This window comes from Pseudomonas sp. F-14 TE3482 (assembly GCF_053629455.1).
The window spans coordinates 636,261-658,719 of sequence record NZ_JBRJII010000001.1 but is presented as its reverse complement, the minus strand read 5'-3'; the positions used below and the strand labels follow the sequence as shown (position 1 = coordinate 658,719).

General features: G+C 60.7%; 19 protein-coding genes and 1 riboswitch. Of the genes, 13 read left to right on the top strand and 6 right to left on the bottom strand.

Features of this window, described 5'->3' with window-relative positions:
- Positions 1–37: 37 nt before the first annotated feature.
- Positions 38–1,459, top strand: a complete 1,422-nt coding sequence (hldE, locus tag AB7M26_RS02870; RefSeq protein WP_123500088.1) for a bifunctional D-glycero-beta-D-manno-heptose-7-phosphate kinase/D-glycero-beta-D-manno-heptose 1-phosphate adenylyltransferase HldE — start codon at positions 38–40, stop codon at positions 1,457–1,459.
- Positions 1,460–1,612: 153 nt separating this feature from the next.
- Here the strand turns inward: hldE and AB7M26_RS02865 are convergent, their stop codons facing one another.
- The 4 genes from AB7M26_RS02865 to AB7M26_RS02850 form a co-directional block, all read right to left on the bottom strand.
- On the bottom strand, positions 1,613–2,578 hold the full coding sequence (locus tag AB7M26_RS02865; protein WP_123500090.1) for a metal ABC transporter ATPase: 966 nt from the start codon (positions 2,576–2,578) through the stop codon (positions 1,613–1,615).
- 79 nt (positions 2,579–2,657) lie between these two features.
- Entirely contained in the window at positions 2,658–3,473 is an 816-nt protein-coding gene (locus tag AB7M26_RS02860) for an aldo/keto reductase (protein WP_123500092.1), read from the bottom strand.
- On the bottom strand, positions 3,470–4,645 hold the full coding sequence (locus tag AB7M26_RS02855) for an NAD(P)/FAD-dependent oxidoreductase (RefSeq protein ID WP_123500093.1): 1,176 nt from the start codon (positions 4,643–4,645) through the stop codon (positions 3,470–3,472). The genes AB7M26_RS02860 and AB7M26_RS02855 overlap by 4 nt, the downstream gene beginning before the upstream one ends.
- A gap of 198 nt (positions 4,646–4,843) precedes the next feature.
- On the bottom strand, positions 4,844–5,176 hold the full coding sequence (locus tag AB7M26_RS02850; protein WP_008004867.1) for a DMT family transporter: 333 nt from the start codon (positions 5,174–5,176) through the stop codon (positions 4,844–4,846).
- A gap of 103 nt (positions 5,177–5,279) precedes the next feature.
- Between AB7M26_RS02850 and AB7M26_RS02845 the strand changes: the two genes are divergently transcribed.
- A complete protein-coding gene (locus AB7M26_RS02845) occupies positions 5,280–6,170 on the top strand; it encodes a LysR family transcriptional regulator (protein ID WP_063341763.1) in 891 nt (296 codons plus the stop codon).
- 22 nt (positions 6,171–6,192) lie between these two features.
- Positions 6,193–7,473, top strand: a complete 1,281-nt coding sequence (waaA, locus tag AB7M26_RS02840) for a lipid IV(A) 3-deoxy-D-manno-octulosonic acid transferase (protein WP_429387827.1) — start codon at positions 6,193–6,195, stop codon at positions 7,471–7,473.
- 160 nt (positions 7,474–7,633) lie between these two features.
- Here waaA and AB7M26_RS02835 read toward each other — a convergent pair whose 3' ends face one another.
- Positions 7,634–9,076: a TolC family outer membrane protein gene (locus tag AB7M26_RS02835; RefSeq protein WP_123500097.1), complete on the bottom strand. Its 1,443-nt coding sequence runs from the start codon at positions 9,074–9,076 to the stop codon at positions 7,634–7,636.
- 194 nt (positions 9,077–9,270) lie between these two features.
- Positions 9,271–9,376, top strand: a riboswitch (TPP riboswitch).
- Between the two features lie 166 nt (positions 9,377–9,542).
- On the opposite strand from AB7M26_RS02835, the gene thiC reads away from it, so the two are divergent.
- Entirely contained in the window at positions 9,543–11,432 is a 1,890-nt protein-coding gene (gene thiC / locus AB7M26_RS02830) for a phosphomethylpyrimidine synthase ThiC (RefSeq protein ID WP_123500099.1), read from the top strand.
- A gap of 152 nt (positions 11,433–11,584) precedes the next feature.
- The gene (gene cytX / locus AB7M26_RS02825; protein ID WP_123500101.1) at positions 11,585–12,877 is read left to right on the top strand and encodes a putative hydroxymethylpyrimidine transporter CytX; all 1,293 of its coding nucleotides are present in this window, start codon (positions 11,585–11,587) and stop codon (positions 12,875–12,877) included.
- Here cytX and AB7M26_RS02820 read toward each other — a convergent pair.
- Entirely contained in the window at positions 12,846–13,592 is a 747-nt protein-coding gene (locus tag AB7M26_RS02820; RefSeq protein ID WP_123500103.1) for an RsiV family protein, read from the bottom strand. The two genes, cytX and AB7M26_RS02820, sit on opposite strands and share 32 nt — an antisense overlap.
- Positions 13,593–13,821: 229 nt before the next feature.
- Here AB7M26_RS02820 and AB7M26_RS02815 point away from each other — a divergent pair, with 229 nt between their 5' ends.
- The 8 genes from AB7M26_RS02815 to parC all read left to right on the top strand — a co-directional run bounded on the left by AB7M26_RS02815 (position 13,822) and on the right by parC (position 22,365).
- Positions 13,822–14,439 (top strand): NUDIX domain-containing protein, encoded by a 618-nt coding sequence (locus AB7M26_RS02815; RefSeq protein ID WP_123500105.1) that lies wholly within the window; start codon positions 13,822–13,824, stop codon positions 14,437–14,439.
- Positions 14,430–14,882, top strand: a complete 453-nt coding sequence (locus tag AB7M26_RS02810) for a DUF1249 domain-containing protein (RefSeq protein WP_123500106.1) — start codon at positions 14,430–14,432, stop codon at positions 14,880–14,882. Before AB7M26_RS02815 ends, AB7M26_RS02810 begins: the two co-directional genes overlap by 10 nt.
- Positions 14,883–14,993: 111 nt before the next feature.
- On the top strand, positions 14,994–15,809 hold the full coding sequence (gene cpdA / locus AB7M26_RS02805; protein ID WP_123500108.1) for a 3',5'-cyclic-AMP phosphodiesterase: 816 nt from the start codon (positions 14,994–14,996) through the stop codon (positions 15,807–15,809).
- 203 nt (positions 15,810–16,012) lie between these two features.
- A complete protein-coding gene (locus tag AB7M26_RS02800; protein ID WP_123500110.1) occupies positions 16,013–16,621 on the top strand; it encodes a YqiA/YcfP family alpha/beta fold hydrolase in 609 nt (202 codons plus the stop codon).
- 54 nt (positions 16,622–16,675) lie between these two features.
- Positions 16,676–18,580, top strand: a complete 1,905-nt coding sequence (parE, locus tag AB7M26_RS02795; RefSeq protein ID WP_123500112.1) for a DNA topoisomerase IV subunit B — start codon at positions 16,676–16,678, stop codon at positions 18,578–18,580.
- The gene (locus tag AB7M26_RS02790; RefSeq protein ID WP_123500114.1) at positions 18,580–19,569 is read left to right on the top strand and encodes an esterase-like activity of phytase family protein; all 990 of its coding nucleotides are present in this window, start codon (positions 18,580–18,582) and stop codon (positions 19,567–19,569) included. The genes parE and AB7M26_RS02790 overlap by 1 nt, the downstream gene beginning before the upstream one ends.
- On the top strand, positions 19,566–20,087 hold the full coding sequence (locus AB7M26_RS02785) for a retropepsin-like aspartic protease family protein (RefSeq protein ID WP_123500116.1): 522 nt from the start codon (positions 19,566–19,568) through the stop codon (positions 20,085–20,087). Before AB7M26_RS02790 ends, AB7M26_RS02785 begins: the two co-directional genes overlap by 4 nt.
- 10 nt (positions 20,088–20,097) lie before the next feature.
- Positions 20,098–22,365, top strand: a complete 2,268-nt coding sequence (gene parC, locus AB7M26_RS02780; RefSeq protein ID WP_123500118.1) for a DNA topoisomerase IV subunit A — start codon at positions 20,098–20,100, stop codon at positions 22,363–22,365.
- Positions 22,366–22,459: the final 94 nt, after the last annotated feature.

Below are 22,459 nucleotides of genomic sequence, written 5' to 3'. Positions count from 1 at the left end.
TATTATCCGCGACGCTTTTATTGCCCCTGGAGTTTCCATGAAGTTATCCATGCCGCGATTCGATCAGGCCCCTGTCCTGGTGGTCGGCGATGTCATGCTCGACCGTTACTGGCATGGTGGTACCTCACGGATTTCCCCTGAGGCGCCGGTACCGGTAGTCAAGGTCGAGCAAATCGAGGACCGCCCGGGCGGTGCCGCCAACGTTGCCCTGAACATTGCCGCGCTCGGTGCGCCGGCCTCGCTGGTCGGTGTGACCGGTGACGACGAGGCTGCCGACAGCCTGGTCAACAGCCTCAAAGGCGCCGGCGTGCGGGCGTTGTTCCAGCGTATCCCGCACCAGCCGACCATCGTCAAGCTGCGGGTGATGAGCCGTCACCAGCAATTGCTGCGTATCGACTTCGAAGAACCTTTCGCAACCGACGCCCTGGCGCTGGGCGAGCAAGTCGACGAATTGCTCGAAGGCATCAAGGTGCTGGTGCTGTCCGACTATGGCAAAGGCGCGCTGAAAAACCATCAGGTGCTGATCCAGGCTGCCCGTGCTCGTGGGATTCCGGTGCTGGCCGATCCCAAGGGCAAGGATTTCTCGATCTATCGCGGCGCGAGCCTGATCACCCCGAACCTCAGCGAATTCGAAACCATTGTCGGTGGTTGCGCCGATGAGCACGAGCTGGTGAGCAAGGGCGCGCAGCTGATGCACGACCTCGACCTCGGCGCCTTGCTGGTGACCCGTGGCGAGCACGGCATGACCTTGCTGCGCCCGGATCATCCGGCACTGCACCTGCCGGCCCGCGCCCGTGAGGTGTTCGACGTGACCGGCGCCGGTGACACAGTGATTTCTACCCTGGCGGCGGCGATCGCCGCTGGCGAAGAACTGCCCCACGCGGTAGCCCTGGCCAACCTGGCGGCGGGCATCGTGGTCGGCAAGCTCGGTACCGCGGCCATCAGTGCCCCGGAATTGCGTCGTGCGATCCAGCGTGAAGAAGGTTCCGAGCGTGGTGTGTTGGGGCTGGAGCAGCTGTTGCTGGCGGTCGACGACGCACGTGCACACAACGAGAAGATTGTGTTCACCAACGGCTGCTTCGACATCCTGCATGCCGGCCACGTGACCTACCTCGAGCAAGCGCGTGCCCAAGGCGATCGCCTGATCGTGGCGGTCAACGACGACGCGTCGGTGAGCCGCTTGAAAGGGCCGGGTCGGCCGATCAACAGCGTCGACCGTCGCATGGCCGTACTGGCAGGTCTGGGCGCCGTGGATTGGGTCATCAGCTTTGCTGAAGGCACCCCGGAAAACCTGCTGCGCGAGGTCAAGCCGGATGTGTTGGTCAAGGGCGGCGATTACGGGATCGAGCAAGTGGTTGGCGCAGACATCGTCACTGCTTACGGCGGGACTGTGAAAGTGCTGGGGCTGGTAGAAAACAGCTCGACCACGGCGATTGTCGAGAAGATCCGCAATCACTGAAACGGCGCGGTCACTGTGGCGAGGGAGCTTGCTCCCGCTGGGTCGCGAAGCGGCCCCAAAGCCATAGACCGCGGTTTTTCAGATTGATCGCGTCGCGAGTTTTACGACTGCTACGCAGCCGAGCGGGAGCAAGCTTCCTCGCCGCAGGTTTCTTTATCGTGCGGCCTTGCGCGGCACGATTCTTTTCAGCAGTTGCTTTGCTTTTCCATGCAGGCGGGCTAAACCCGAATCCTTCCCCGGCGGGCTCAAACCCTGTTGCCGCACCCAGTCTTTCCAGCGAATCCGCTCATCCTTCACCAGCCATCCTTCCTGTCGGGCAAAACTCTCCGCCAGATAGAGCCCGCGGGTACTCGCCGGGTACAGCTGATCTTTTTTCAGGGTATACAGCTCGGCCATCGGCTGGCCGTCCTGCAGTGGCATCAGATACAAATCGGGACGTTTGCGATCGAGCCGGGCCACCAGTTGATCGCCTTCCAGTCGTTCGTCGACATGAAACAGGCTTAGGGATTTGGCTTCCTTGGGCACATCCAGGCGCAAGTCGTAGATCAATTGCAGCGACGCGGTCGGCAAATGCACGTAGGCCCGAGGACGCTCGATCAGCGGCATGTTGGCGCAGCGCACCGGCCGTGCCGAGCCGGACAGCGGTGTCAGGCGAAACGGCAGGGCTTCGCGGTAATGCAGGGCTGATGAGTAGGGTGCGGGCAGCCAGGTGTCGTTGAAACGCCCGCTGAGCCAGCCTTCCGGAGTTTCCAGAAGGCACTCTTCGGCGATTTCCTGGGTCGCCGTGTGCAGCGGCAGGGTCAGTTCATGGGCCGGCACGTAACCCGAGATCAGTTTGAGCACCACATCGCCGCGGTCCTGCCGACGCTGACGCACCAACACCCAGTAATCGCGATTCTGCCAATGCAGGGTCAGGCGCACAGAAACCCCAAGATTCGCCAGTTCCAGGGCAAACCGCTCGCTGTCGGGCACCGTCACCGGGCGGCGACGTTGCAGGGTCTGGGAGAAATTCAGCGGCATCCCGACGCTCTGGTAACTCAGGCCTTCGGGTGTCGCTTCGACGAATAACGGCAGGGTCTTGAAGTTGCTCGGGTTCTTTCTTATCAGCGTACGCGGCATGTCGGCTCCTGCTTAAGGCCGCGTGGGCGGCATCAATGGCTAGGGTCTGTTGACGTTTGGTGGCGGTCGTCACCAAACGTCAACAGACCCTACGAAGGACCTGGGCAACGGTCGCGACGTTGTGGGCGAGGTGCAGCGGATTGATGGTCCCGACAATAGCACTGGCCACACCCGGGTGTTCAAACAACAACTCGAAGCTGGCGCGCACCGGGTCCACACCCGGACTCAAGCAGACGTGGCCACTGGCCAAGGCTTTTTTGACCAGGATCGCTTTGCCGTGAGCAGCAGCATAGTCAATGACCGGCTTCTCGTTCTGCTCGTTCAGATTGTAGGTGACCATCGCGCAATCACCTTGTTCCAGAGCCTTCAAGCCGCCTTCGACGGTTTTACCGGAAAAACCGAAACCGCGAATCTTGCCTTCGCGCTTGAGCTCGGCGAGGGTCGTATAGACCTCGCTGCCATTGAGGATCGCCAGGTCGTTGCCGTCGGAATGCACCAACACCAGATCGATAACATCCGTTTCCAGCCGTTGCAGGCTGCGTTCCACCGAGAGGCGCGTATGGGCGGCGCTGAAGTCGTGGTGCGACTGGCCGTCGGCAAATTCTTCGCCAACCTTGCTGACGATCACCCAGTCCTGGCGTTGACCCCGCAGCAACGGGCCAAGACGCTCTTCGCTGCGGCCATAGGCCGGCGCGGTGTCGATCAGGTTGATGCCCAGGTCGCGCGCGAGTTTAAGTAGCATGCGCGCTTCGTCATCGCCGGGGATTTGGAAGCCATTGGGGTATTTCACCCCTTGATCGCGGCCAAGTTTCACCGTGCCCAGGCCCAGGGGCGAAACCAGCAGGCCGGTGCTGCCCAAAGGGCGATGCAGATCGTGCAGGGTGGGTTGGCTCATGGCAGCAGTTGCTCCCAGGCAGGGACGCCCATCGGCGGTTTTGGCAGTTCCGGCAGCGGTGCCGGATGGCTCGGCTGGATGCCGTCGCGTTGCAGCGCGGCGAGGACGCGGTCAGCGAAATCCGGCGCCAGGGCCAGTTTGGTCGGCCAACCCACCAGCAGGCGGTCCTGCTCGGCCAGGAAGGCGTTGTCTGGACGGGTCAGGCCCGATTGCAGCGGCTCGGCGCGTTCGACTCGCAAGGTCGCCCACTGCGCGGTGCTCAAGTCGATCCACGGTAGCAGGTTGCCGAGTTCTTTTTTCGCCGTGGCGATTTGCGCCGCAGGATCGCGCGCCACGCCTTCGGCTTCGGCGATATCGCCTCCCAGGTACCAGACCCATTGGCCATCGGCGGCCGGGTGGGTGGTCACGGTGATGCGTGGCTTCGGCCCGCCGCCCAGGCAATGGGCGTACAGCGGTTTGAGGCCCGGACCTTTGACGATGATCATGTGCAGGGGGCGGCGCTGCATGGCCGGCTGACTCAGGCCCAGCGCCGTGAGCAGATCGGCGGTGCCGGCACCGGCGCTGAGGACGATGCGCTGGGCGCGAATCTCGCGCTCGTCGACTTTCAAACCGACCAGCTCGCCGTTTTCCAACAACGGTTCGATGTGCTGACCGGCCAGCAAGCCGTCACCGGCCAAATCGGCCAGGCGCTGGATCAGGCTTGGCACATCGACCACCAGTTCCGCGAGGCGATAGACCTTGCCCTTGAAGCGCTTGTCTTGCAGGGCTGGCGGCAATTGTTCGCCCTTGACCTGATCGACCCGACCGCGCACGGCTTTGCTGGCAAAGAAACTGGTGAGGTTGCCGGCGAGGGTGCCGGGGGACCAGAGGTAATGGGCGTCGGACAGCAGACGCACGCCAGACAGGTCCAGCTCACCGTCGCCGGCCAGCGCTTCACGCCAGCGACGCGGCATGTCGGCAATGGCTTCCGAGGCGCCGGTCAGGGCGCCGTGCAACGCGTACTTGGCGCCGCCGTGGATGATGCCCTGGGACTTCACGCTCTGCCCGCCACCGAGGCTGGCGCTTTCCACCAGCACGGTCGAAAAACCCTGGCGGCGCAGACGCGCATTCAGCCAGAGGCCGGCGACACCAGCGCCGACAATCAGAACGTCGGTGGAAATAACGGATGGCATGCAACGACCTCAGTGTTCAAGACGAGGGCGCAGTATACAGACTCGAAGAAAAGGGGATTGTTGGTGATCAATCGGATGGATGCAAAACCTGTGGGAGCGGGCTTGCTCGCGATGGGGCCGGCACATACAACATAAGGGTTGAATGCAAGACCGCTATCGCGAGCAGGCTCGCTCCCACAATGGAAAGTGCTTAGGGCCTTAGTGCCCCGCGGTTTTCGAGAACAGCTGAATAACCACAACGCCCAGCACAATCAGCGCCATCCCCAACATCGCCGGCACATCCAGCTTCTGCCCGTAGATAAACAGCGCCGCGACGCTGACCATCACGATCCCCATACCGGCCCACACCGCGTAGGCCACGCCCACCGGGACGCTGCGCACCACCAGGGTCAGCATCCAGAAAGCAATGCCGTAACCGACGATGACCAACAGCAACGGCAATGGCGTGCTGAAACCCTTGACCGCTTTCATCGAAACAGTAGCGATCACTTCGGCGCAGATGGCGATGGCCAGGTAGTAGTAAGCGGTCATGGGTCAATCCTCGTGTGAAGCGTTGCTTTCTGAGGTCGGCATTCTAGAGATTCGCCAGATGCGGTAAAGTCATTACCTATCTGTTCTGAAGATGGGTTGAGCCATGAACATGCAATGGAATCTGGAACAACTGCGCTTGTTTGTCAGCGTCGCGGAACAACGTTCGTTTTCCGCGGTGGCGCGGGATCAGCGCAAGGCACAGTCGGCGGTCAGCAGTTCGATTGCACTGCTGGAAGAGGACCTGGGCGTCAGCCTGTTCGATCGCAGCAGTGGTCGTCAGCCGAAACTCACCGAAGCCGGCACCGCCCTGCTTGAGGAGGCGCGGGAAGTGCTGCGTCAATGCGAGCGCCTCAATGGCCGGGCGCTGGCGATGATGCGCGGCCAGGAAGCGAGTCTGCGTGTGGCTCAGGACGAAGCAATGCCCTATCAAGCGGTGGTTGAAAGCTTCGAGGCTCTGGCAGAAAAGTTTCCCAGCCTCGAAGTGCAGCTGACCAGCGCCGCCCAGGGTGATGTCGCGCGCAAATTGGTGGAGCGCCGGGCTGATCTGGGCTTGCTGTTTTATCATGAGCAAATACCCGAAGCCCTCGAGCGGCGGGTGCTGGGTAGCGTCGAAATGGTGACGGTGTGCGGCGTGGGGCATCCCATGGCGAAGCAGGCGCAGGTCGATTGCCAGCAAATGGCGCAGCATCGACAGTTGCTGATGTCCACGCAATCCAGCGTCTATCCCGGCAGTGAGCCGGCCAGCCCGCAGGTCTGGCGCGCCGACAGTTTCTATGTGATGGCTGAATGGGTGATGCGCGGTCTTGGTTGGGCCTGGTTGCCGCGACATGTGGTGCAGTACCCGGCGTATCAGAATCAGATGGTCGAACTGGCCAGCGAATGGACGCCGCCAGCGTTGATTGTCGAACTGGTCTGGCGTCGTGATGAGCCCCTCGGCCCGGCGGCCCGTTGGCTGGCTGAACGTTTTGCCGTGCACTTGCAGGCGATCGGCTAAAAAACCGATAAACTCCGCCGCCATGAATAGAACTCTCTACACCGCGCTGTTTTACCTGGGGCTGCCATTGGTAGCAATTCGGCTTTGGCTGCGGGCGCGCAAGGCGCCGGCGTACGCCAAGCGCATTGGCGAACGGTTCTCCCTCGCGCTACCGGCGATGAAGCCGGGCGGCATCTGGGTACACGCGGTGTCGGTGGGCGAAAGCATCGCCGCGGCGCCAATGATCCGCGCCTTGCTGCAGCGTTATCCTTCGCTGCCGATCACCGTCACCTGCATGACCCCGACCGGGTCCGAACGGATCCAGGCACTGTTCGCCAACGAGCCGCGCATTCAGCACTGCTATCTGCCTTACGACTTGCCCTGCGCCGCGGCGCGATTCCTTGATCGAGCCCGGCCGAAACTGGCGGTGATCATGGAAACCGAGCTCTGGCCCAACCATATCCACCAATGCGCCAAACGCGGGATTCCCGTGGCGCTGGCCAATGCACGACTGTCCGAACGCTCAGCCAAGGGCTATGGCCGCTTCCATAAACTGACCGGGCCGATGCTCGCCGAGATGAGCCTGTTCGCGGTACAGACCGAAGCCGAGGCACAGCGCTTCCGCGATTTGGGCGCGCGCCCGGAAACCGTCGAAGTGACCGGTTCGATCAAGTTCGACCTGACCATCGACCCGCAACTGCTGCAACGTGCCGGCGAGTTGCGTGGGCAGTGGCAGGCGCAGGATCGCCCGGTATGGATCGCCGCAAGTACCCATGAAGGCGAAGACGACGTGGTGCTGGCTGCCCATCGTCGGCTGCTGGCCAATCATCCCGATGCCTTGCTGATTCTGGTGCCGCGTCATCCGGAGCGTTTCAACCCGGTGTTCGAGTTGTGCCGGCAGCAGGGTTTCGCCACGGTGCGGCGTTCGACGGGCGAGCCGGTTACCGCCAGTACTTCGGTGCTGCTGGGCGACACCATGGGCGAGTTGCTGTTTCTCTATGCCTTGGCCGATAGCGCTTTCGTCGGCGGCAGCCTGGTGCCCAACGGCGGCCATAACCTGCTGGAACCGGCGGCCCTGGCCAAACCGGTGCTCAGCGGGCCACACCTGTTCAACTTCCTCGAGATCGCCGCGCAGTTGCGTAGCGCCGGGGCATTGGCCGAGGTCGATGATGCCGAAGGTCTGGCGCTGGCGGTGCAGCGACTGTTCGAATTGCCGAGCGATGCGCAGCGGATGGCAGAGGCGGGGCTGAAAGTGATGCGCACCAATCAGGGCGCGTTGCAGCGGTTGCTGGATGGGTTGGGGCGGTTGATCGACAAGTCCTGAATTTGTCACTGACCGATTGTGGCGAGGGAGCTTGCTCCCGCTCGGCTGCGAAGCAGTCGTGGAATCAGCCGATATGATGTAACTGACAGACCGCATGCTCAGGATTTGGGGCCGCTTCGCAGCCCAGCGGGAGCAAGCTCCCGCGCCACAGGTTTACTTTTTATTGATGAGCGGGGTTAGCCCGTAATTGCTCCGCCGCAGCCTTGGCCAGATCCGGTGGCAGGAAGTCCTTGTCCGGGTTGTAGTCGGGTTTGAGGTAACGCGTCAGGTCCTGCAAATCCCCCGGGTTCAAGGTGCCGGCAGCCTGCTTCAAGCGCAGGTTGTCGAGGATGTAGTCGTAGCGGGTGTTGTTGTAATTACGCACCGAGGTGTACAGCTGACGCTGGGCATCGAGCACGTCAACGATGTTGCGCGTTCCCACCTGATAACCGATTTCGGTCGCTTCCACCGCGCTCTGGTTGGAGATGATAGACTGCCGGCGGGCCTGTACCTGCTCGACGTCGGTGTTCACCGCCCGGTGCAGGTTGCGGGTGTTTTCCACGACCTGACGACGCAGCGCTTCGCGTTGCTGCTCGGACTGAGTCAGCCGCGAGTAGGACTCACGCACCTGCGAACTGGTCAGCCCGCCGCTGTAGAGCGGGATGCTCAGTTGCAGGCCAACCGTGCGCTGCTCGACATCGCCGCCGTAACGCACACCGTTCGGGTTCGGGTTGGTAAAGCCGAGGGCGTCGTTGTCACCTTTCTGGTATTGCGCGACCGCATCCAGGGTGGGCGCGTGTCCGGCCTTGCGCTGCTTGAGGGTTTCCTCGGCGGCGCTCACCGCGTAGTTGCTGGCCAGCAAATTCAGGTTCTGCTTGGCGGCGGTGTCGACCCAGGCTTTTGCATCGTTCGGTGCCGGCGGCAGGATCGGCAAGGTATGGACGATGCCCTGAATCGAGTTGTACTGGCGGTTGGTCAGGGTGATCAGAGCTTCGAACGCGTCATCCACCTGACGCTGAGCAAGAATCCGGTTGGCCCGCGCCGTGTCGTAACTGGCTTGGGACTGCAGCACGTCGGTCTTGTCCGACAGACCGACGTCGAAGCGTTCGTTGGACTGGTCGAGCTGACGTTTGAACGCCGCTTCTTCAGCCTTGGTCGAGGCCAAAGTGTCCTGGCTGCGCAGCACGTTGAAGTAGCTTTCGGCACTTTGCAGAATCAGGTTCTGTTCGGTGGCCGAGAGTTGCAAGGCTGCCTGTTCGTTAACGTCCTTGGCGGCCTGTAACTGGAACCAGCGATCGGCGCGGAAAATCGGTTGCGCGAGAGTCGCCTGATACACCGTGCCACTGCGGGTCGAGGTCAGCGATGGCTGGTCGAGCGAGGTGCGGGTGTTGTTCAGGTCGGCACCGGCGGACAGGTTGGGCAACAGCCCGGCGCGGGCCTGGGGTACGACTTCCTTCTGAGCACCGTATTGGGCGCGGGCAGCGGCGATATCGGCGTTGTTGTCCACCGCTTCCTGATAGACGCTGACCAGGTCAGTCTTGGTCGATAAAGGCGCTTCAGCTGCCCAGGCCATTCCATTGGACGCACAAGACACGGCAAGGGCCAGTGAGAGTTTGCGCAGCATGAGGCCATCCCTAAAAAAATTACGCTGATAATTTGAGCGCCAAGGCTACGGCGCGGCGCCCTGCAGCGTCAAGGCGCAGCACGGCGTAGCGAGTGTAGTTGCACGCAGGCACGGCAACAATCCGGTAATTGCGCCATTCATCATGGTGTTTGCTGCGGAGTTGGCGTTCTTTGCCGGTTGTGTCTAGACTGGCCGGGTTCTTGTCGGGGTGCCTTGCTATGAGGCTGAGATCGAATAATTTCGGATCCCGTTGAACCTGATCAGGTTAGCGCCTGCGTAGGGAACAAGATTTCTCGTCACCCGGCGAGTCCTCTTGTGCTTCGTCCGGGATGTTGTTCGACAATCGAACACCCCTCGAGCACCGAGCACAGCACCAGCTGGTTTTCCCAGCGCCCGTGCGTCCATTCGTTTACAGGTTCGCTCCGACAAAAATCCACTGCCTGGATGTGTGTCTGGAGAGCCCGTGATGACTACAAAATCAAAAATCGAAACCAATCTGAGTGAGTCGGCCAAGGTCGATCAGCAATCGGTTCAGCCGTTTACCCGCTCGCAAAAAATCTATGTCCAGGGCTCTCGCCCCGACATCCTTGTGCCGATGCGCGAAATCAGCCTGGACGTGACCCCGACCGACTTCGGCGGCGAAATCAACGCGCCGGTGGTGGTGTATGACACCTCGGGCCCCTATACCGATCCCAACGTCATCATCGACGTGCGCAAAGGCCTCGCTGACGTGCGTTCGCCGTGGATCGAAGCCCGTGGCGACACCGAGCGTCTGCCGGGTTTGAGTTCGAACTTCGGCAAGGAACGCCTCGCAGATCCGGAGCTGACCAAGCTGCGCTTCGCTCATGTGAACAACCCGCGCCGCGCCAAGGCCGGTGGCAACGTCACCCAGATGCACTACGCCCGCAAAGGTATCATCACGCCCGAGATGGAATACGTTGCCATCCGCGAAAACATGAAGCTGGAAGTGGCCCGCGCCGCTGGCTTGCTGGACCAGCAACACGCCGGCCACAGCTTCGGCGCCAGCGTGCCGAAAATCATCACCCCCGAATTTGTCCGTGAAGAGATCGCCCGCGGTCGCGCGATCATTCCCGCCAACATCAACCACACTGAACTGGAACCGATGATCATCGGCCGTAACTTCCTGGTGAAGATCAACGGCAACATCGGCAACAGCGCGCTGGGTTCGTCCATCGAAGAAGAAGTGGCGAAACTGACCTGGGGCATTCGCTGGGGCGCGGACAACATCATGGACTTGTCCACCGGTAAGCACATTCACGAAACCCGCGAGTGGATCATCCGTAACTCGCCGGTACCGATCGGTACTGTGCCGATCTACCAGGCCCTGGAAAAAGTCGGCGGCGCCGCTGAAGACCTGACCTGGGAGCTGTTCCGCGACACGCTGATCGAACAGGCCGAGCAAGGCGTCGACTACTTCACCATTCACGCCGGCGTATTGCTGCGCTACGTGCCGCTGACCGCCAAACGCGTGACCGGTATTGTTTCCCGTGGCGGTTCGATCATGGCCAAGTGGTGCCTGGCGCACCATAAAGAGAACTTCGCTTACACGCATTTCGAAGAGATTTGCGAAATCATGAAGGCCTACGACGTCAGCTTCTCCCTGGGCGATGGCCTGCGTCCGGGCTCGATTGCCGACGCCAACGACGCGGCACAATTCGGTGAGCTGGAAACCCTCGGCGAGCTGACCAAAATCGCCTGGAAGCATGACGTACAAACCATGATCGAAGGCCCGGGCCACGTGCCGATGCAGTTGATCAAAGAGAACATGGATAAGCAGCTCGAGTGCTGCGACGAGGCGCCGTTCTACACCCTCGGCCCGCTGACCACCGACATCGCGCCGGGCTACGACCACATCACTTCGGGTATCGGTGCGGCGATGATCGGCTGGTTCGGTTGCGCAATGCTTTGCTACGTGACCCCGAAGGAACACTTGGGCCTGCCGAACAAGGATGACGTGAAGACCGGGATCATTACCTACAAGATCGCGGCCCATGCTGCCGACTTGGCGAAGGGGCATCCGGGCGCGCAGATTCGCGACAATGCCCTGAGCAAGGCGCGTTTCGAATTCCGTTGGGAAGACCAGTTCAACCTGGGCCTGGACCCGGACACTGCGCGCTCGTACCACGACGAAACGCTGCCGAAGGATTCGGCCAAGGTCGCGCACTTCTGCTCCATGTGCGGGCCGAAATTCTGTTCGATGAAGATCACCCAGGAAGTCCGTGAATACGCGGCCAACCAGCGGATCGAAACCGTCGATGCGGAAATCGCCCAGGGCTTGGCGGAACAGGCCGAGAGGTTCAAGCAGGAAGGCAGTCAGTTGTACAAGAAGGTTTGATCTAACCTCAAAAGGTGGGGCCTGAAAGGGCCTCATCGCCAGCAGGCTGGCTCCCACACTGGATTTGTGGTGTTCACAAGTCCCCTGTGGGAGCCAGCCTGCTGGCGATAGCGATCCCAAAAACAACAAATGTCCCTCTGAGATAACACCCCTTGAGCATCCAACCCAGCACCTACTCCCCGGATACCGCGGTGCCGATCGACAAACGTGTCTTCGGCGGCCGTGATCTGTGTTCCCTGTGGTTCTCCCTTGGCATCGGCCTGATGGTGTTGCAGACCGGCGCTTTGCTCGCACCGGGTCTGGGCCTGTCTGGCTCGTTGCTGGCGATTTTTCTCGGCACGCTGGTCGGCGTTCTGTTGCTGGCCGCCGTCGGTGTGATCGGCAGCGACACCGGCCTGTCGTCGATGGCGGCACTCAAACTCAGCTTGGGCCGTCATGGCGCGAGTCTTCCGGCGGTGTTGAACCTGCTGCAACTGATCGGTTGGGGTTCGTTCGAAATCATCGTGATGCGCGACGCTGCCAGCCTGCTCGGCGCCCGCGCATTCAGCGAAGGCAGCCTGTTGTCGAGTGCGCTGCTTTGGACAGTTTTCTTCGGTGGTTTGGCGACTTTGCTGGCCGTCAGCGGGCCACTGACCTTCGTGCGCAAGATCTTGCGCAAGTGGGGTATCTGGCTGCTGCTGGCCGCGTGTATCTGGCTGACCTGGAACCTGTTCGCCAAAGCCGACCTTGCGGCGTTGTGGGCGCAGGCCGGTGATGGTTCGATGCCGTTCGCCGTGGGCTTTGACATTGCGATCGCCATGCCGCTGTCCTGGCTGCCGCTGATTGCCGATTATTCGCGGTTCGGCAAGCGTGCGAAAAACGTCTTCGGCGGTACGGCGCTGGGCTTCTTTATCGGTAACTTCTGGCTGATGAGCCTGGGCGTGGCCTACACCCTGGCGTTCGCGCCGAGCGGCGAAGTGAATGCCTTGCTGCTGGCATTGGCCGGTGCAGGCCTGGGGATTCCATTGCTGCTGATTTTGCTGGATGAGTCGGAAAATGCCTTTGCCGATATTCACTCGGCGGCGGTATCCAGCGGGATTCTGTTGCGCTTGAAAGTCGAGCATCTGGCCTTGGCCATCGGCGTCATCTGCACGCTGATCGCCTGCCTGGCGCCATTGGCCCAGTACCAGAACTTCCTGTTGTTGATCGGTTCGGTGTTTGCGCCGCTGTTCGGCGTGGTGCTGGTGGATCATTTCATCCTGCGCAGGCGCAGCGCTCACGTAGTGTCAGCTGCATTGCGCTGGCCAGCATTGCTCGCCTGGTTGGGCGGGGTGAGCACCTATCATCTGCTGGCCAATCTCTATCCGGACATCGGCGCAACCCTGCCGTCGCTGGTACTGGCAGGGTTGCTGCAACTGCTGCTCGGTCGGGCCTTCAGCTACGGCCGGGAAACAGTTCAGGCTTGAGAATACCGTTCAGGCGCGGGTAGGGGATCTTCAGTTCGACGTGGCCCAATGCGTAAGGCGCAAGGGTACTCACTTCGTACTTGAGGATCACCCCGCCGTAGGTCAGCGCCACATTCTGGGTTTTCACGAAGGGCCAGCTCTTCACGAACTCCGGTTCCTGATCGAGCTTGGTGCTGATCAGCCAGCTGTTGTGCGCCACTTGGGCGGCTTTCCAGAACGCCTCTTCCTGTCCCGGGATCAACATGTCCGAGAGGGTCAGCACTTTATGCTGTTGACGTGAATAGTTGATAAAACCGCGGCCCGGCGTGCCATGGGCTCCGCCGGTGTCCAGGTAGCTGGATAATTCAACGATCACCAAGCCGTCATGCTGCTCACGTACCTTGGCTTGCAGGTAACTGCTGTAGCGCGGCCCGGCACTGCTCAAGAACTGCTCGCGATACGCCGCCAGCGTTGGCGCTACGGGGGCTTCGGGTGAGGTGCGGGTCATTTGCAACAGGCGTTTTTCGATGATGCCGTCAAGTGCAGGCTCATCGGGGAAACGCAGCGTATCGATATTCACCAACGGGCATTCAGGGTTGGCACAGCCTGGTTTCAACTGTTCCGATGCGTCGCGGGTAGTTTCCAGCGGCGCCCGATAGTTGGGCTGGAACAAACTCTGGCAGGCGCCCAGGGTCAGGGCGATGGCGGCCACGGAGGCGATTTTAAAAAGCGACATGGGCGTCCTTCATAAAACAGGGAAAGGCGAAAAGTTACCCGCTTCGACTCTCAACGAAGCAGTCAGTTCGCCACTAAGCTAATTAGAGTTGGTTTCGCCCTCACCGTCTATCCCGCTGACTGGAAAGGGGCTGCATCAAACATCGCGGGCGCGTTAGGATGGCGCGAAGTCGAGGTTGCAAGTAACAAAAAGGAGCCTCGTAACGGATTTGTAGTAAACGAGGATTGTCATGACTGATTTTGCCAACGCCATTCCGACCGCCGTTGATATCGTTCGGCGCGAAAAGTGCTACGAGGGTTTCTACAAGCTCGACCGCGTGCACTTGCGTCACGAATTGTTCGCCGGTGGCATGAGTCGCGAGATCAATCGTGAACTGTTTGTTCGCCATGATGCGGTGTGCGTGCTGCCTTACGATCCGCAGCGCGATGAAGTGGTGTTGATCGAGCAGTTTCGCGTCGGCGCCATGGGCAAGATCGATAACCCGTGGCTGATCGAACTGGTCGCCGGTCTGATCGACAAGGATGAAGTACCGGAAGAAGTTGCTCACCGCGAAGCGCAGGAGGAAGCTGGGCTTGTATTCGGGGCGCTCTGGCCGATGACCAAATATTTTCCATCGCCGGGCGGCAGTAACGAATTTGTGCATTTGTACCTGGGGCGTTGCGAGACAACCGGGGTTGGCGGCCTGCATGGGCTGGAGGAAGAGGCAGAAGATATTCGCGTCACGGTCTGGGCGTTCGAAGATGCCCTGCAAGCCGTACGCGACGGACGTATTGCCAACGCGCCAAGCATCATTGCCTTGCAATGGCTGGCTTTGAACCGCGTTGAAGTGAGGGGGTTATGGTCGTAAACAAGCTGCGCGATCGCTACCGGATCGACCTCGTGGGGCTGCAAGCCTCCTGCGAGGCCAACTACGCGCGCCTGATGCGACTGCTACCGGATATGCGTAGCGAACCGGAGGCGCGGCGCATCGCCGTCACCCATGGCGACCAGATGCTGGGCGTGCTGGCTCTCGAAGTGCTGCAGGTCTGTCCGTACACCACGACCCTGCAAATACGCCAGGAACACAGCCTGCCGTGGCTGCCGGTGCCTCAACTGGAAGTTCAGGTGTACCACGACGCGTGCATGGCCGAAGTGGTCAGCGCTGAACATGCACGACGCTTCCGGGGCATCTATCCTTACCCGAACGCCGCAATGCATCAGCCGGATGAAAAGGCTCAGCTCAATCTGTTCCTGGGGGAATGGCTGAGCCATTGCCTGGCTTGCGGTCACGAGTACGCTGTTGTGCGCTAAGAGCCCTGTGTAGTTGTGAACTGCGTCCGGTTCACAGATTTCCTCTTTTGATCGCCCCCCAGCATAATTGCGGCACTTACCCATCCCGTGATCACGCCCTGGGAGAACGCCTTGCCGAGCGTATCCACATTAACCACCGCCGATCCGGCGTTGCTGGTGCAACTCTCCGACAGCCATCTGTTTGCCGAGGCGAACGGGACATTGCTGGGCATGAATACCCGCGACAGCCTGCAACAGGTCATTGAGCTGGTATTGAAGCAGCAGCCGCAGATTGATCTGATGATTGCCAGCGGCGATCTTTCCCAGGACGGGACACTGGAGTCGTATCAGCTGTTTCGTGACCTGACCCGGCAGATCGATGCGCCGGCCCGCTGGATTCCCGGTAATCATGACGAGCCGCAGATCATGGCCGAAGCAGCGGTGCAAAGTGCGCTGCTGGAGCCGGTGGTGGACATCGGCAACTGGCGGGTCACGTTGCTCGATTCGGCGGTGCCAGGGTCGGTGCCGGGGTATTTGCAGGATGAGCAATTGCAGTTACTCGCTCGCTCGTTGAGTGAGGCACCGGAGCGGCATCATCTGGTGTGTTTCCATCATCATCCGGTATCGATCGGGTGTGCCTGGATGGAGCCCATTGGCTTGCGCAATCCAGAAGCGTTGTTTGCGGTGCTGGATCGCTTTCCACAGGTGCGAGCGGTGTTGTGGGGGCATGTGCATCAGGAAATTGACCAGGTGCGCAACGGTGTGCGCCTGATCGCATCACCCTCGACCTGCATTCAGTTCGAGCCGGGCAGTGATGATTTCAAGGTGAGCGAGCAGGCGCCGGGGTATCGATGGTTGCGGTTGTTGCCGGATGGCCAGCTCGAAACAGGCGTTGAGCGTGTCACCGGTTTCGATTTTCAAATCGATTACGGCTCTAACGGCTACTGATTTATTTGTCATTTCCAAAGACCGAGGCGCGGCCATCGCGGGCAAGCCCGCTCCCACAGGGGATTTGTGAGCGCCTAAGATCCTTGTGGGAGCGGGCTTGCCCGCGATGGTGTTCGCTCAGGCAACCTGATTTCCACGCATATCCCCGATTTTCCCGACACCCTGTAAACTGCGCCTCTTTACCCGACGCACAGGGAGCTCAAATGTCCGGTTCGATCCTTTATATCCACGGTTTCAACAGCGCGCCGGCGTCGAAAAAGGCCTGTCAGTTGATTAATGTGATGGAACGGCTGGGCTTGAGCGATCAGTTGCGTGTGCCGGCCTTGCATCACCATCCCCGCGAGGCCATCGGTCAGCTGGAGCAGGCGATTGCCGAGCTGGGGCGGCCACTGCTGGTCGGCAGCTCACTCGGCGGCTACTATGCGACTCACTTGGCCGAGCGCCATGGCTTGAAAGCCCTGTTGATCAACCCTGCCGTCAGCCCACACCGGATGTTCGACGGGTTCCTGGGAACGCAGAAAAATCTGTACACCGATGAGACTTGGGAATTGACCCACGACCACATAACGGCCCTGGCCGAGCTGGAAGTGCCGGCGCCCAAGGATCCGCAGCGGTTTCAAGTATGGTTGCAGACTGGCGACGAAACGCTGGATTATCGCCTCGCCCAGCAGTATTACCGGGCCTGTGCCTTGCGCATCCAGGCGGGCGGCGACCATAGTTTCCAGGGTTTTGCCGAGCAATTGCCGGCAATGCTGAGTTTCGCCGGCATCGGCGCAGATTTGTATCAGGCGATTGATTTCACTGCACTGTGATTTGTCGCCTCTTTTTCACCGAACACTCTTTTTACAGGCGGACGACGAGACCCCATGGCCACTCCCAGCGCTAGCTCTTATAACGCAGACGCCATCGAAGTCCTCTCGGGCCTCGACCCGGTGCGCAAACGCCCCGGCATGTACACCGACACCAGTCGGCCGAACCACCTCGCCCAGGAAGTCATCGACAACAGCGTCGACGAAGCTTTGGCCGGGCATGCGACATCGGTACAGGTCATCCTGCATGCCGATCACTCTCTGGAAGTCAGCGATGACGGCCGTGGCATGCCGGTGGACATTCACCCTGAAGAGGGTGTGTCGGGTGTCGAGCTGATCCTCACCAAGCTTCATGCGGGCGGCAAGTTTTCCAACAAGAACTACCAGTTCTCCGGCGGTCTGCACGGGGTGGGTATTTCTGTGGTCAACGCCTTGTCGACCGAAGTCCGGGTGCGTGTAAAACGCGACGGCAACGAATACCAGATGACTTTCGCCGATGGTTACAAAAAGACCGAGCTGGAAGTGGTCGGCACCGTCGGCAAGCGCAATACCGGCACCAGCGTGTTCTTTGCGCCGGACCCGAAGTATTTCGATTCACCGAAATTCTCCATCAGCCGCCTCAAGCACGTGCTCAAGGCCAAAGCCGTTCTGTGTCCGGGGCTGCTGGTCAGTTTTGAAGACAAGGCCACCGGCGAGAAAGTCGAATGGCATTACGAAGACGGCCTGCGCTCCTATCTGGTGGACGCGGTCAGCGAATTCGAACGCCTGCCGGACGAGCCGTTCTGCGGTAGCCTGGCCGGTAACAAAGAAGCGGTCGATTGGGCGTTGCTGTGGTTGCCCGAGGGCGGCGACAGCGTTCAGGAAAGCTACGTCAACCTGATCCCGACAGCCCAGGGCGGTACGCACGTCAACGGTCTGCGTCAGGGCTTGCTCGATGCGATGCGCGAGTTCTGTGAGTTCCGCAGCCTATTGCCGCGTGGCGTGAAGCTGGCGCCGGAAGACGTCTGGGAGCGTATCGCGTTCGTCTTGTCGATGAAGATGCAGGAACCGCAATTCTCCGGTCAGACCAAGGAGCGCCTGTCATCCCGTGAAGCGGCGGCCTTTGTTTCCGGTGTGGTCAAGGATGCCTTCAGCCTGTGGCTCAACGCCAATCCGGAAACCGGCATGCTGCTGGCGGAACTGGCGATCAACAACGCCGGCCGTCGTCTGAAGGCCAGCAAGAAGGTCGAGCGTAAACGCATTACCCAAGGGCCGGCACTGCCGGGCAAACTCGCTGACTGCGCCGGGCAGGACCCGATGCGCTCCGAGCTGTTCCTGGTGGAAGGTGATTCCGCCGGCGGTTCGGCCAAGCAGGCGCGGGACAAAGAATTTCAGGCGATCCTGCCGTTGCGCGGCAAGATTCTGAACACCTGGGAAGTCGACGGCGGCGAAGTGCTGGCCAGCCAGGAAGTGCACAACATCGCCGTGGCCATCGGTGTCGATCCGGGCTCGGCGGACATCGCCCAGCTGCGTTACGGCAAGATCTGCATCCTCGCCGACGCCGACTCCGACGGTCTGCACATCGCCACGTTGCTGTGCGCCTTGTTCGTCCAGCATTTCCGCCCGCTGGTGGATGCCGGTCACGTCTACGTCGCCATGCCGCCGCTGTACCGTATCGACCTGGGCAAAGAAATTTACTATGCCCTGGACGAAGCCGAGCGCGATGGCATCCTCGATCGTCTGGTAGCCGAGAAGAAACGCGGCAAACCACAGGTCACCCGATTCAAAGGTCTGGGTGAAATGAACCCGCCGCAGTTGCGCGAAACCACCATGGACCCGAACACGCGGCGTCTGGTGCAGTTGACGCTGGAAGATTTCGACGCGACCTCGGAAATGATGGACATGCTGCTGGCGAAAAAACGCGCTGGTGATCGCAAGTCCTGGCTGGAGTCCAAGGGCAACCTGGCCGAGGTTCTGGGCTGATGCGATTTGGCTGGGCCCTGGCGTGTGCGTTGCTGCTGACCTCGGTAACGGTTTCGGCGGAGCCTGCGCCCGAGCTGCGCCTGTTATCCGAGCATGCCGTCGACGGCATGCGCGGCGGCAATCTGTCGGGGCTGGCCCAGTGCGGCAAGGACCTGTGGACTGTTTCGGATCGGGACGATGATCAAATCTATCGCCTCGACACCCGCAACAACACCTGGCAAGCCGAAACCGTGCGCATCGACGTACCCGTGGCGCCCGATAGCGGTTTGCCTTGGGGCTTGCGTTCACGGACTTGGGTGGCATCGTTCGTGCGGGGCGGGAACCTGGATTTCGAAGGTATCACCTGCGACAGCGTCGGCAATCGTTACATCGTCAGCGAAGCGCGCGCCGCGGTGCTGCAAGTTCCGCCAATCGGGCCTGCGTCCTGGCTGAAAATCTCGCCGTTGCTGGTACGCGAAGCACGGGCCAGCGGCATGCTGCTGCACTTCAATGCATTGTTCGAAGGGCTGGCGATCAATCCGGCCGGTGACACGCTGTGGCTGGCCGCCGAACGTGAGCGCCGCGGTTTGCTGATGATCAAGCGCCAGCAAACGGTCTGGGACTGCAAGGGGGGGTGTGTGCTGCTGAGTGAAGCCGGGGTGGAGATGCAACCAGCGCAATTTCCCAAGGCCAGAACGCGCTCCCGGGATTTTGCCGATCTGTCATTGTTCGACGGCAAGCTGTTTACCCTTGAGCGCAACGTCTTTCAGGTTTGCCGCCGTGATGCAGTGACAGCCAAGGTGGAGCGCTGCTGGTCGTTTGCCGACGAGGCCTTGCAGGAAAACCGTCGTTATTCGCAGCCCTTTGGGCTGGCGGAAGCGTTGATCGTGGACGCCGATGGTGCCTGGATCGGTATCGACAACAATAATGGTGCGCGCGTCGACGGCGAGAAACGCCCGATAGTCTGGCGCTTTGCCGCGCCTGAAGGTGGCTGGAGTGCCAAGCCATGAGTCAACAACCGCCAGGCAAACGCGCCGGTCGAGTATTGATGGTACTGGCCTGGTGCGCGGCGTTGTTTCTGGCAACACGGTTTTTCGGTCAATGGGAAGAGCGCCAGCAAAACCCGAATGGGGTGGTCAGCTCCGAACAGGGCGAAGGTTTTATCGAAGTGAAGCTGATCAGTAACAGTCAGGGGCATTTTGTCGCCACTGGCCAGATCAACGGCCAGCCGGTGGATTTCATGCTCGACACCGGCGCGACCGATGTGGCGATCCCGGCCGAAATGGCCGAGCGACTGAAACTGGAAAAAGGCTTCGGGGTGACCCTGAGCACGGCCAATGGCTTGAGCGAGGGTTATCGAACCCGGCTCGACCGCCTGCAATTGGGCGACATCGTGCTGCGTGACGTTCGCGCGCTGGTGGCGCCCGGTTTGCACGGCAATCAGGTGCTGCTTGGTATGAGCGCACTGAACAAACTTGAATTTACCCAGCGCGGTGGCACCATGCTGCTGCGCCAGACAACGAACTGATGAGGCCCGCATGAGCGACTCCCTTGATCTCAGCCTGGACGGTGTAGAACGCCGGTCACTGGCTGACTTCACCGAAAATGCCTACCTCAACTACTCCATGTACGTGATCATGGACCGTGCCTTGCCGCATATCGGCGACGGCCTGAAACCGGTACAGCGGCGCATTATCTATGCGATGAGCGAGTTGGGGCTGGACGCCGATTCCAAACACAAGAAGTCGGCGCGTACCGTCGGTGACGTGCTCGGTAAGTTCCACCCGCACGGCGACTCGGCGTGCTACGAAGCCATGGTCCTGATGGCCCAGCCGTTCAGCTACCGCTACACGTTGGTCGACGGCCAGGGTAACTGGGGTGCGCCGGACGATCCGAAGTCCTTCGCCGCCATGCGTTACACCGAAGCGCGGCTATCGCGTTATTCCGAAGTGCTGCTCAGCGAACTGGGCCAGGGCACCGCGAACTGGGGCCCGAACTTCGACGGCACACTGGAAGAGCCTTTGGTGTTGCCGGCCCGTTTGCCGAACATCCTGCTCAACGGCACCACCGGTATCGCCGTGGGCATGGCCACCGACGTACCGCCACATAACCTGCGCGAAGTCGCGACCGCTTGCGTGCGCTTGCTCGATGAGCCTAAAGCCACGGTCGAGCAGCTCTGCGAACACATTCAAGGCCCGGATTACCCGACCGAAGCGGAAATCATCACGCCCCGCGCCGACCTGCTGAAAATCTACGAAACCGGCAAGGGCTCGGTGCGCATGCGCGCCGTGTACCACATTGAAGACGGCGACATCATCGTCACCGCGCTGCCGCACCAGGTGTCCGGTGCCAAGGTGCTGGAACAGATCGCGGGCATGATGCAGGCCAAGCCCTCCAAGGCTCCGCAGATCGCTGACCTGCGCGACGAGTCCGACCACGAAAACCCGTGCCGCATCGTGATCATTCCCGGTGCCCGCAAAAACTTCGATCACGACGCGCTGATGCAGCACCTGTTCGCCAGCACCGAGCTGGAGTCGAGCTACCGGGTCAACATCAACATCATCGGTCTGGATGGCAAGCCGCAGTTGAAAAACCTGCGGGCCTTGCTGGTCGAGTGGCTGGAGTTCCGGGTGCAGACCGTGCGTCGTCGTCTGCAATTCCGCCTGGACAAGGTTGAGCGTCGCCTGCACCTGTTGGACGGTTTGTTGATCGCTTACCTCAATCTGGATGAAGTGATTCACATCATCCGCACCGAGGAACACCCGAAAGCCGCACTGATCGAGCGTTTCGCCCTGAGCGAAATCCAGGCCGATTACATCCTCGACACCCGTTTGCGTCAGTTGGCGCGACTGGAAGAAATGAAGCTGCGTGCTGAGCAGGATGAACTGCTCAAGGAGCAGGCCAAGCTGCAAGCCCTGCTGGGCAGCGAAGCCAAGCTGAAAAAGCTGGTACGCACCGAGCTGATCAAGGACGCCGAAACGTATGGCGACGACCGTCGCTCGCCAATCGTCGAGCGTGCAGAAGCCAAGGCCTTGACTGAGCACGATCTGCTGCCGAACGAGAAAGTGACCGTAGTTCTGTCGGAAAAAGGTTGGGTTCGCTCTGCCAAGGGGCACGAAATCGACGCCACCGGGCTTTCCTACAAGGCCGGGGATGGTTTCAAGGCCTTAGCGCCCGGTCGCTCCAACCAGTTTGCAGTGTTTATCGACTCCACTGGTCGCAGCTATTCGGTGGCTGCACACACGCTGCCCTCGGCCCGTGGCCAGGGCGAGCCGCTGACCGGCCGCCTGACGCCTCCGCCAGGGGCGAGTTTCGAATGTGTGCTGATGCCTGAAGACGATTCGCTGTACGTGATCGCCTCCGACGCCGGTTACGGATTCGTGGTCAAGGGTGAAGACCTGCAAGCCAAGAACAAGGCGGGCAAGGCCCTGCTGAGTTTGCCGAACAACGCCAAAGTGATTCTGCCGCGCCCGGTAGCCGATCGTGAGCACAACTGGCTGGCCTCGGTGACCACCGAAGGTCGGCTGCTGATTTTCAAAATCAGCGATCTGCCACAATTAGGTAAAGGAAAAGGGAATAAGATCATCGGGATTTCCGGTGAACGTGTTGCCAGTCGCGAAGAATATGTCACGGACATTGCCGTTTTGCCCGAGGGTGCCACTTTGGTGCTGCAGGCCGGAAAACGTACCTTGTCACTGAAGGCGGACGACCTCGAACACTACAAAGGTGAGCGTGGACGTCGCGGTAACAAACTGCCACGTGGCTTTCAGAGGGTTGATGCGCTGTTCGTCGAAAACCTCAATTAAGCGTCCTAGAGCGCTCGATCTACGATTTAAAGCGTAGATCGACGCTTTGCCGCTGGAGTCGGAACGCATATTCACGGATGATATGGCCTTTCAA

Coding starts and splice junctions, on each gene's coding strand:
- hldE (WP_123500088.1), top strand. CDS start 38: ATGAAGTTATCCATGCCGCGATTCGATCAGGCCCCTGTCCTGGTGGTC.
- AB7M26_RS02865 (WP_123500090.1), bottom strand. CDS start 2,578: ATGCCGCGTACGCTGATAAGAAAGAACCCGAGCAACTTCAAGACCCTG.
- AB7M26_RS02860 (WP_123500092.1), bottom strand. CDS start 3,473: ATGAGCCAACCCACCCTGCACGATCTGCATCGCCCTTTGGGCAGCACC.
- AB7M26_RS02855 (WP_123500093.1), bottom strand. CDS start 4,645: ATGCCATCCGTTATTTCCACCGACGTTCTGATTGTCGGCGCTGGTGTC.
- AB7M26_RS02850 (WP_008004867.1), bottom strand. CDS start 5,176: ATGACCGCTTACTACTACCTGGCCATCGCCATCTGCGCCGAAGTGATC.
- AB7M26_RS02845 (WP_063341763.1), top strand. CDS start 5,280: ATGAACATGCAATGGAATCTGGAACAACTGCGCTTGTTTGTCAGCGTC.
- waaA (WP_429387827.1), top strand. CDS start 6,193: ATGAATAGAACTCTCTACACCGCGCTGTTTTACCTGGGGCTGCCATTG.
- AB7M26_RS02835 (WP_123500097.1), bottom strand. CDS start 9,076: ATGCTGCGCAAACTCTCACTGGCCCTTGCCGTGTCTTGTGCGTCCAAT.
- thiC (WP_123500099.1), top strand. CDS start 9,543: ATGACTACAAAATCAAAAATCGAAACCAATCTGAGTGAGTCGGCCAAG.
- AB7M26_RS02820 (WP_123500103.1), bottom strand. CDS start 13,592: ATGTCGCTTTTTAAAATCGCCTCCGTGGCCGCCATCGCCCTGACCCTG.
- AB7M26_RS02815 (WP_123500105.1), top strand. CDS start 13,822: ATGACTGATTTTGCCAACGCCATTCCGACCGCCGTTGATATCGTTCGG.
- AB7M26_RS02810 (WP_123500106.1), top strand. CDS start 14,430: ATGGTCGTAAACAAGCTGCGCGATCGCTACCGGATCGACCTCGTGGGG.
- AB7M26_RS02800 (WP_123500110.1), top strand. CDS start 16,013: ATGTCCGGTTCGATCCTTTATATCCACGGTTTCAACAGCGCGCCGGCG.
- parE (WP_123500112.1), top strand. CDS start 16,676: ATGGCCACTCCCAGCGCTAGCTCTTATAACGCAGACGCCATCGAAGTC.
- AB7M26_RS02790 (WP_123500114.1), top strand. CDS start 18,580: ATGCGATTTGGCTGGGCCCTGGCGTGTGCGTTGCTGCTGACCTCGGTA.
- AB7M26_RS02785 (WP_123500116.1), top strand. CDS start 19,566: ATGAGTCAACAACCGCCAGGCAAACGCGCCGGTCGAGTATTGATGGTA.
- parC (WP_123500118.1), top strand. CDS start 20,098: ATGAGCGACTCCCTTGATCTCAGCCTGGACGGTGTAGAACGCCGGTCA.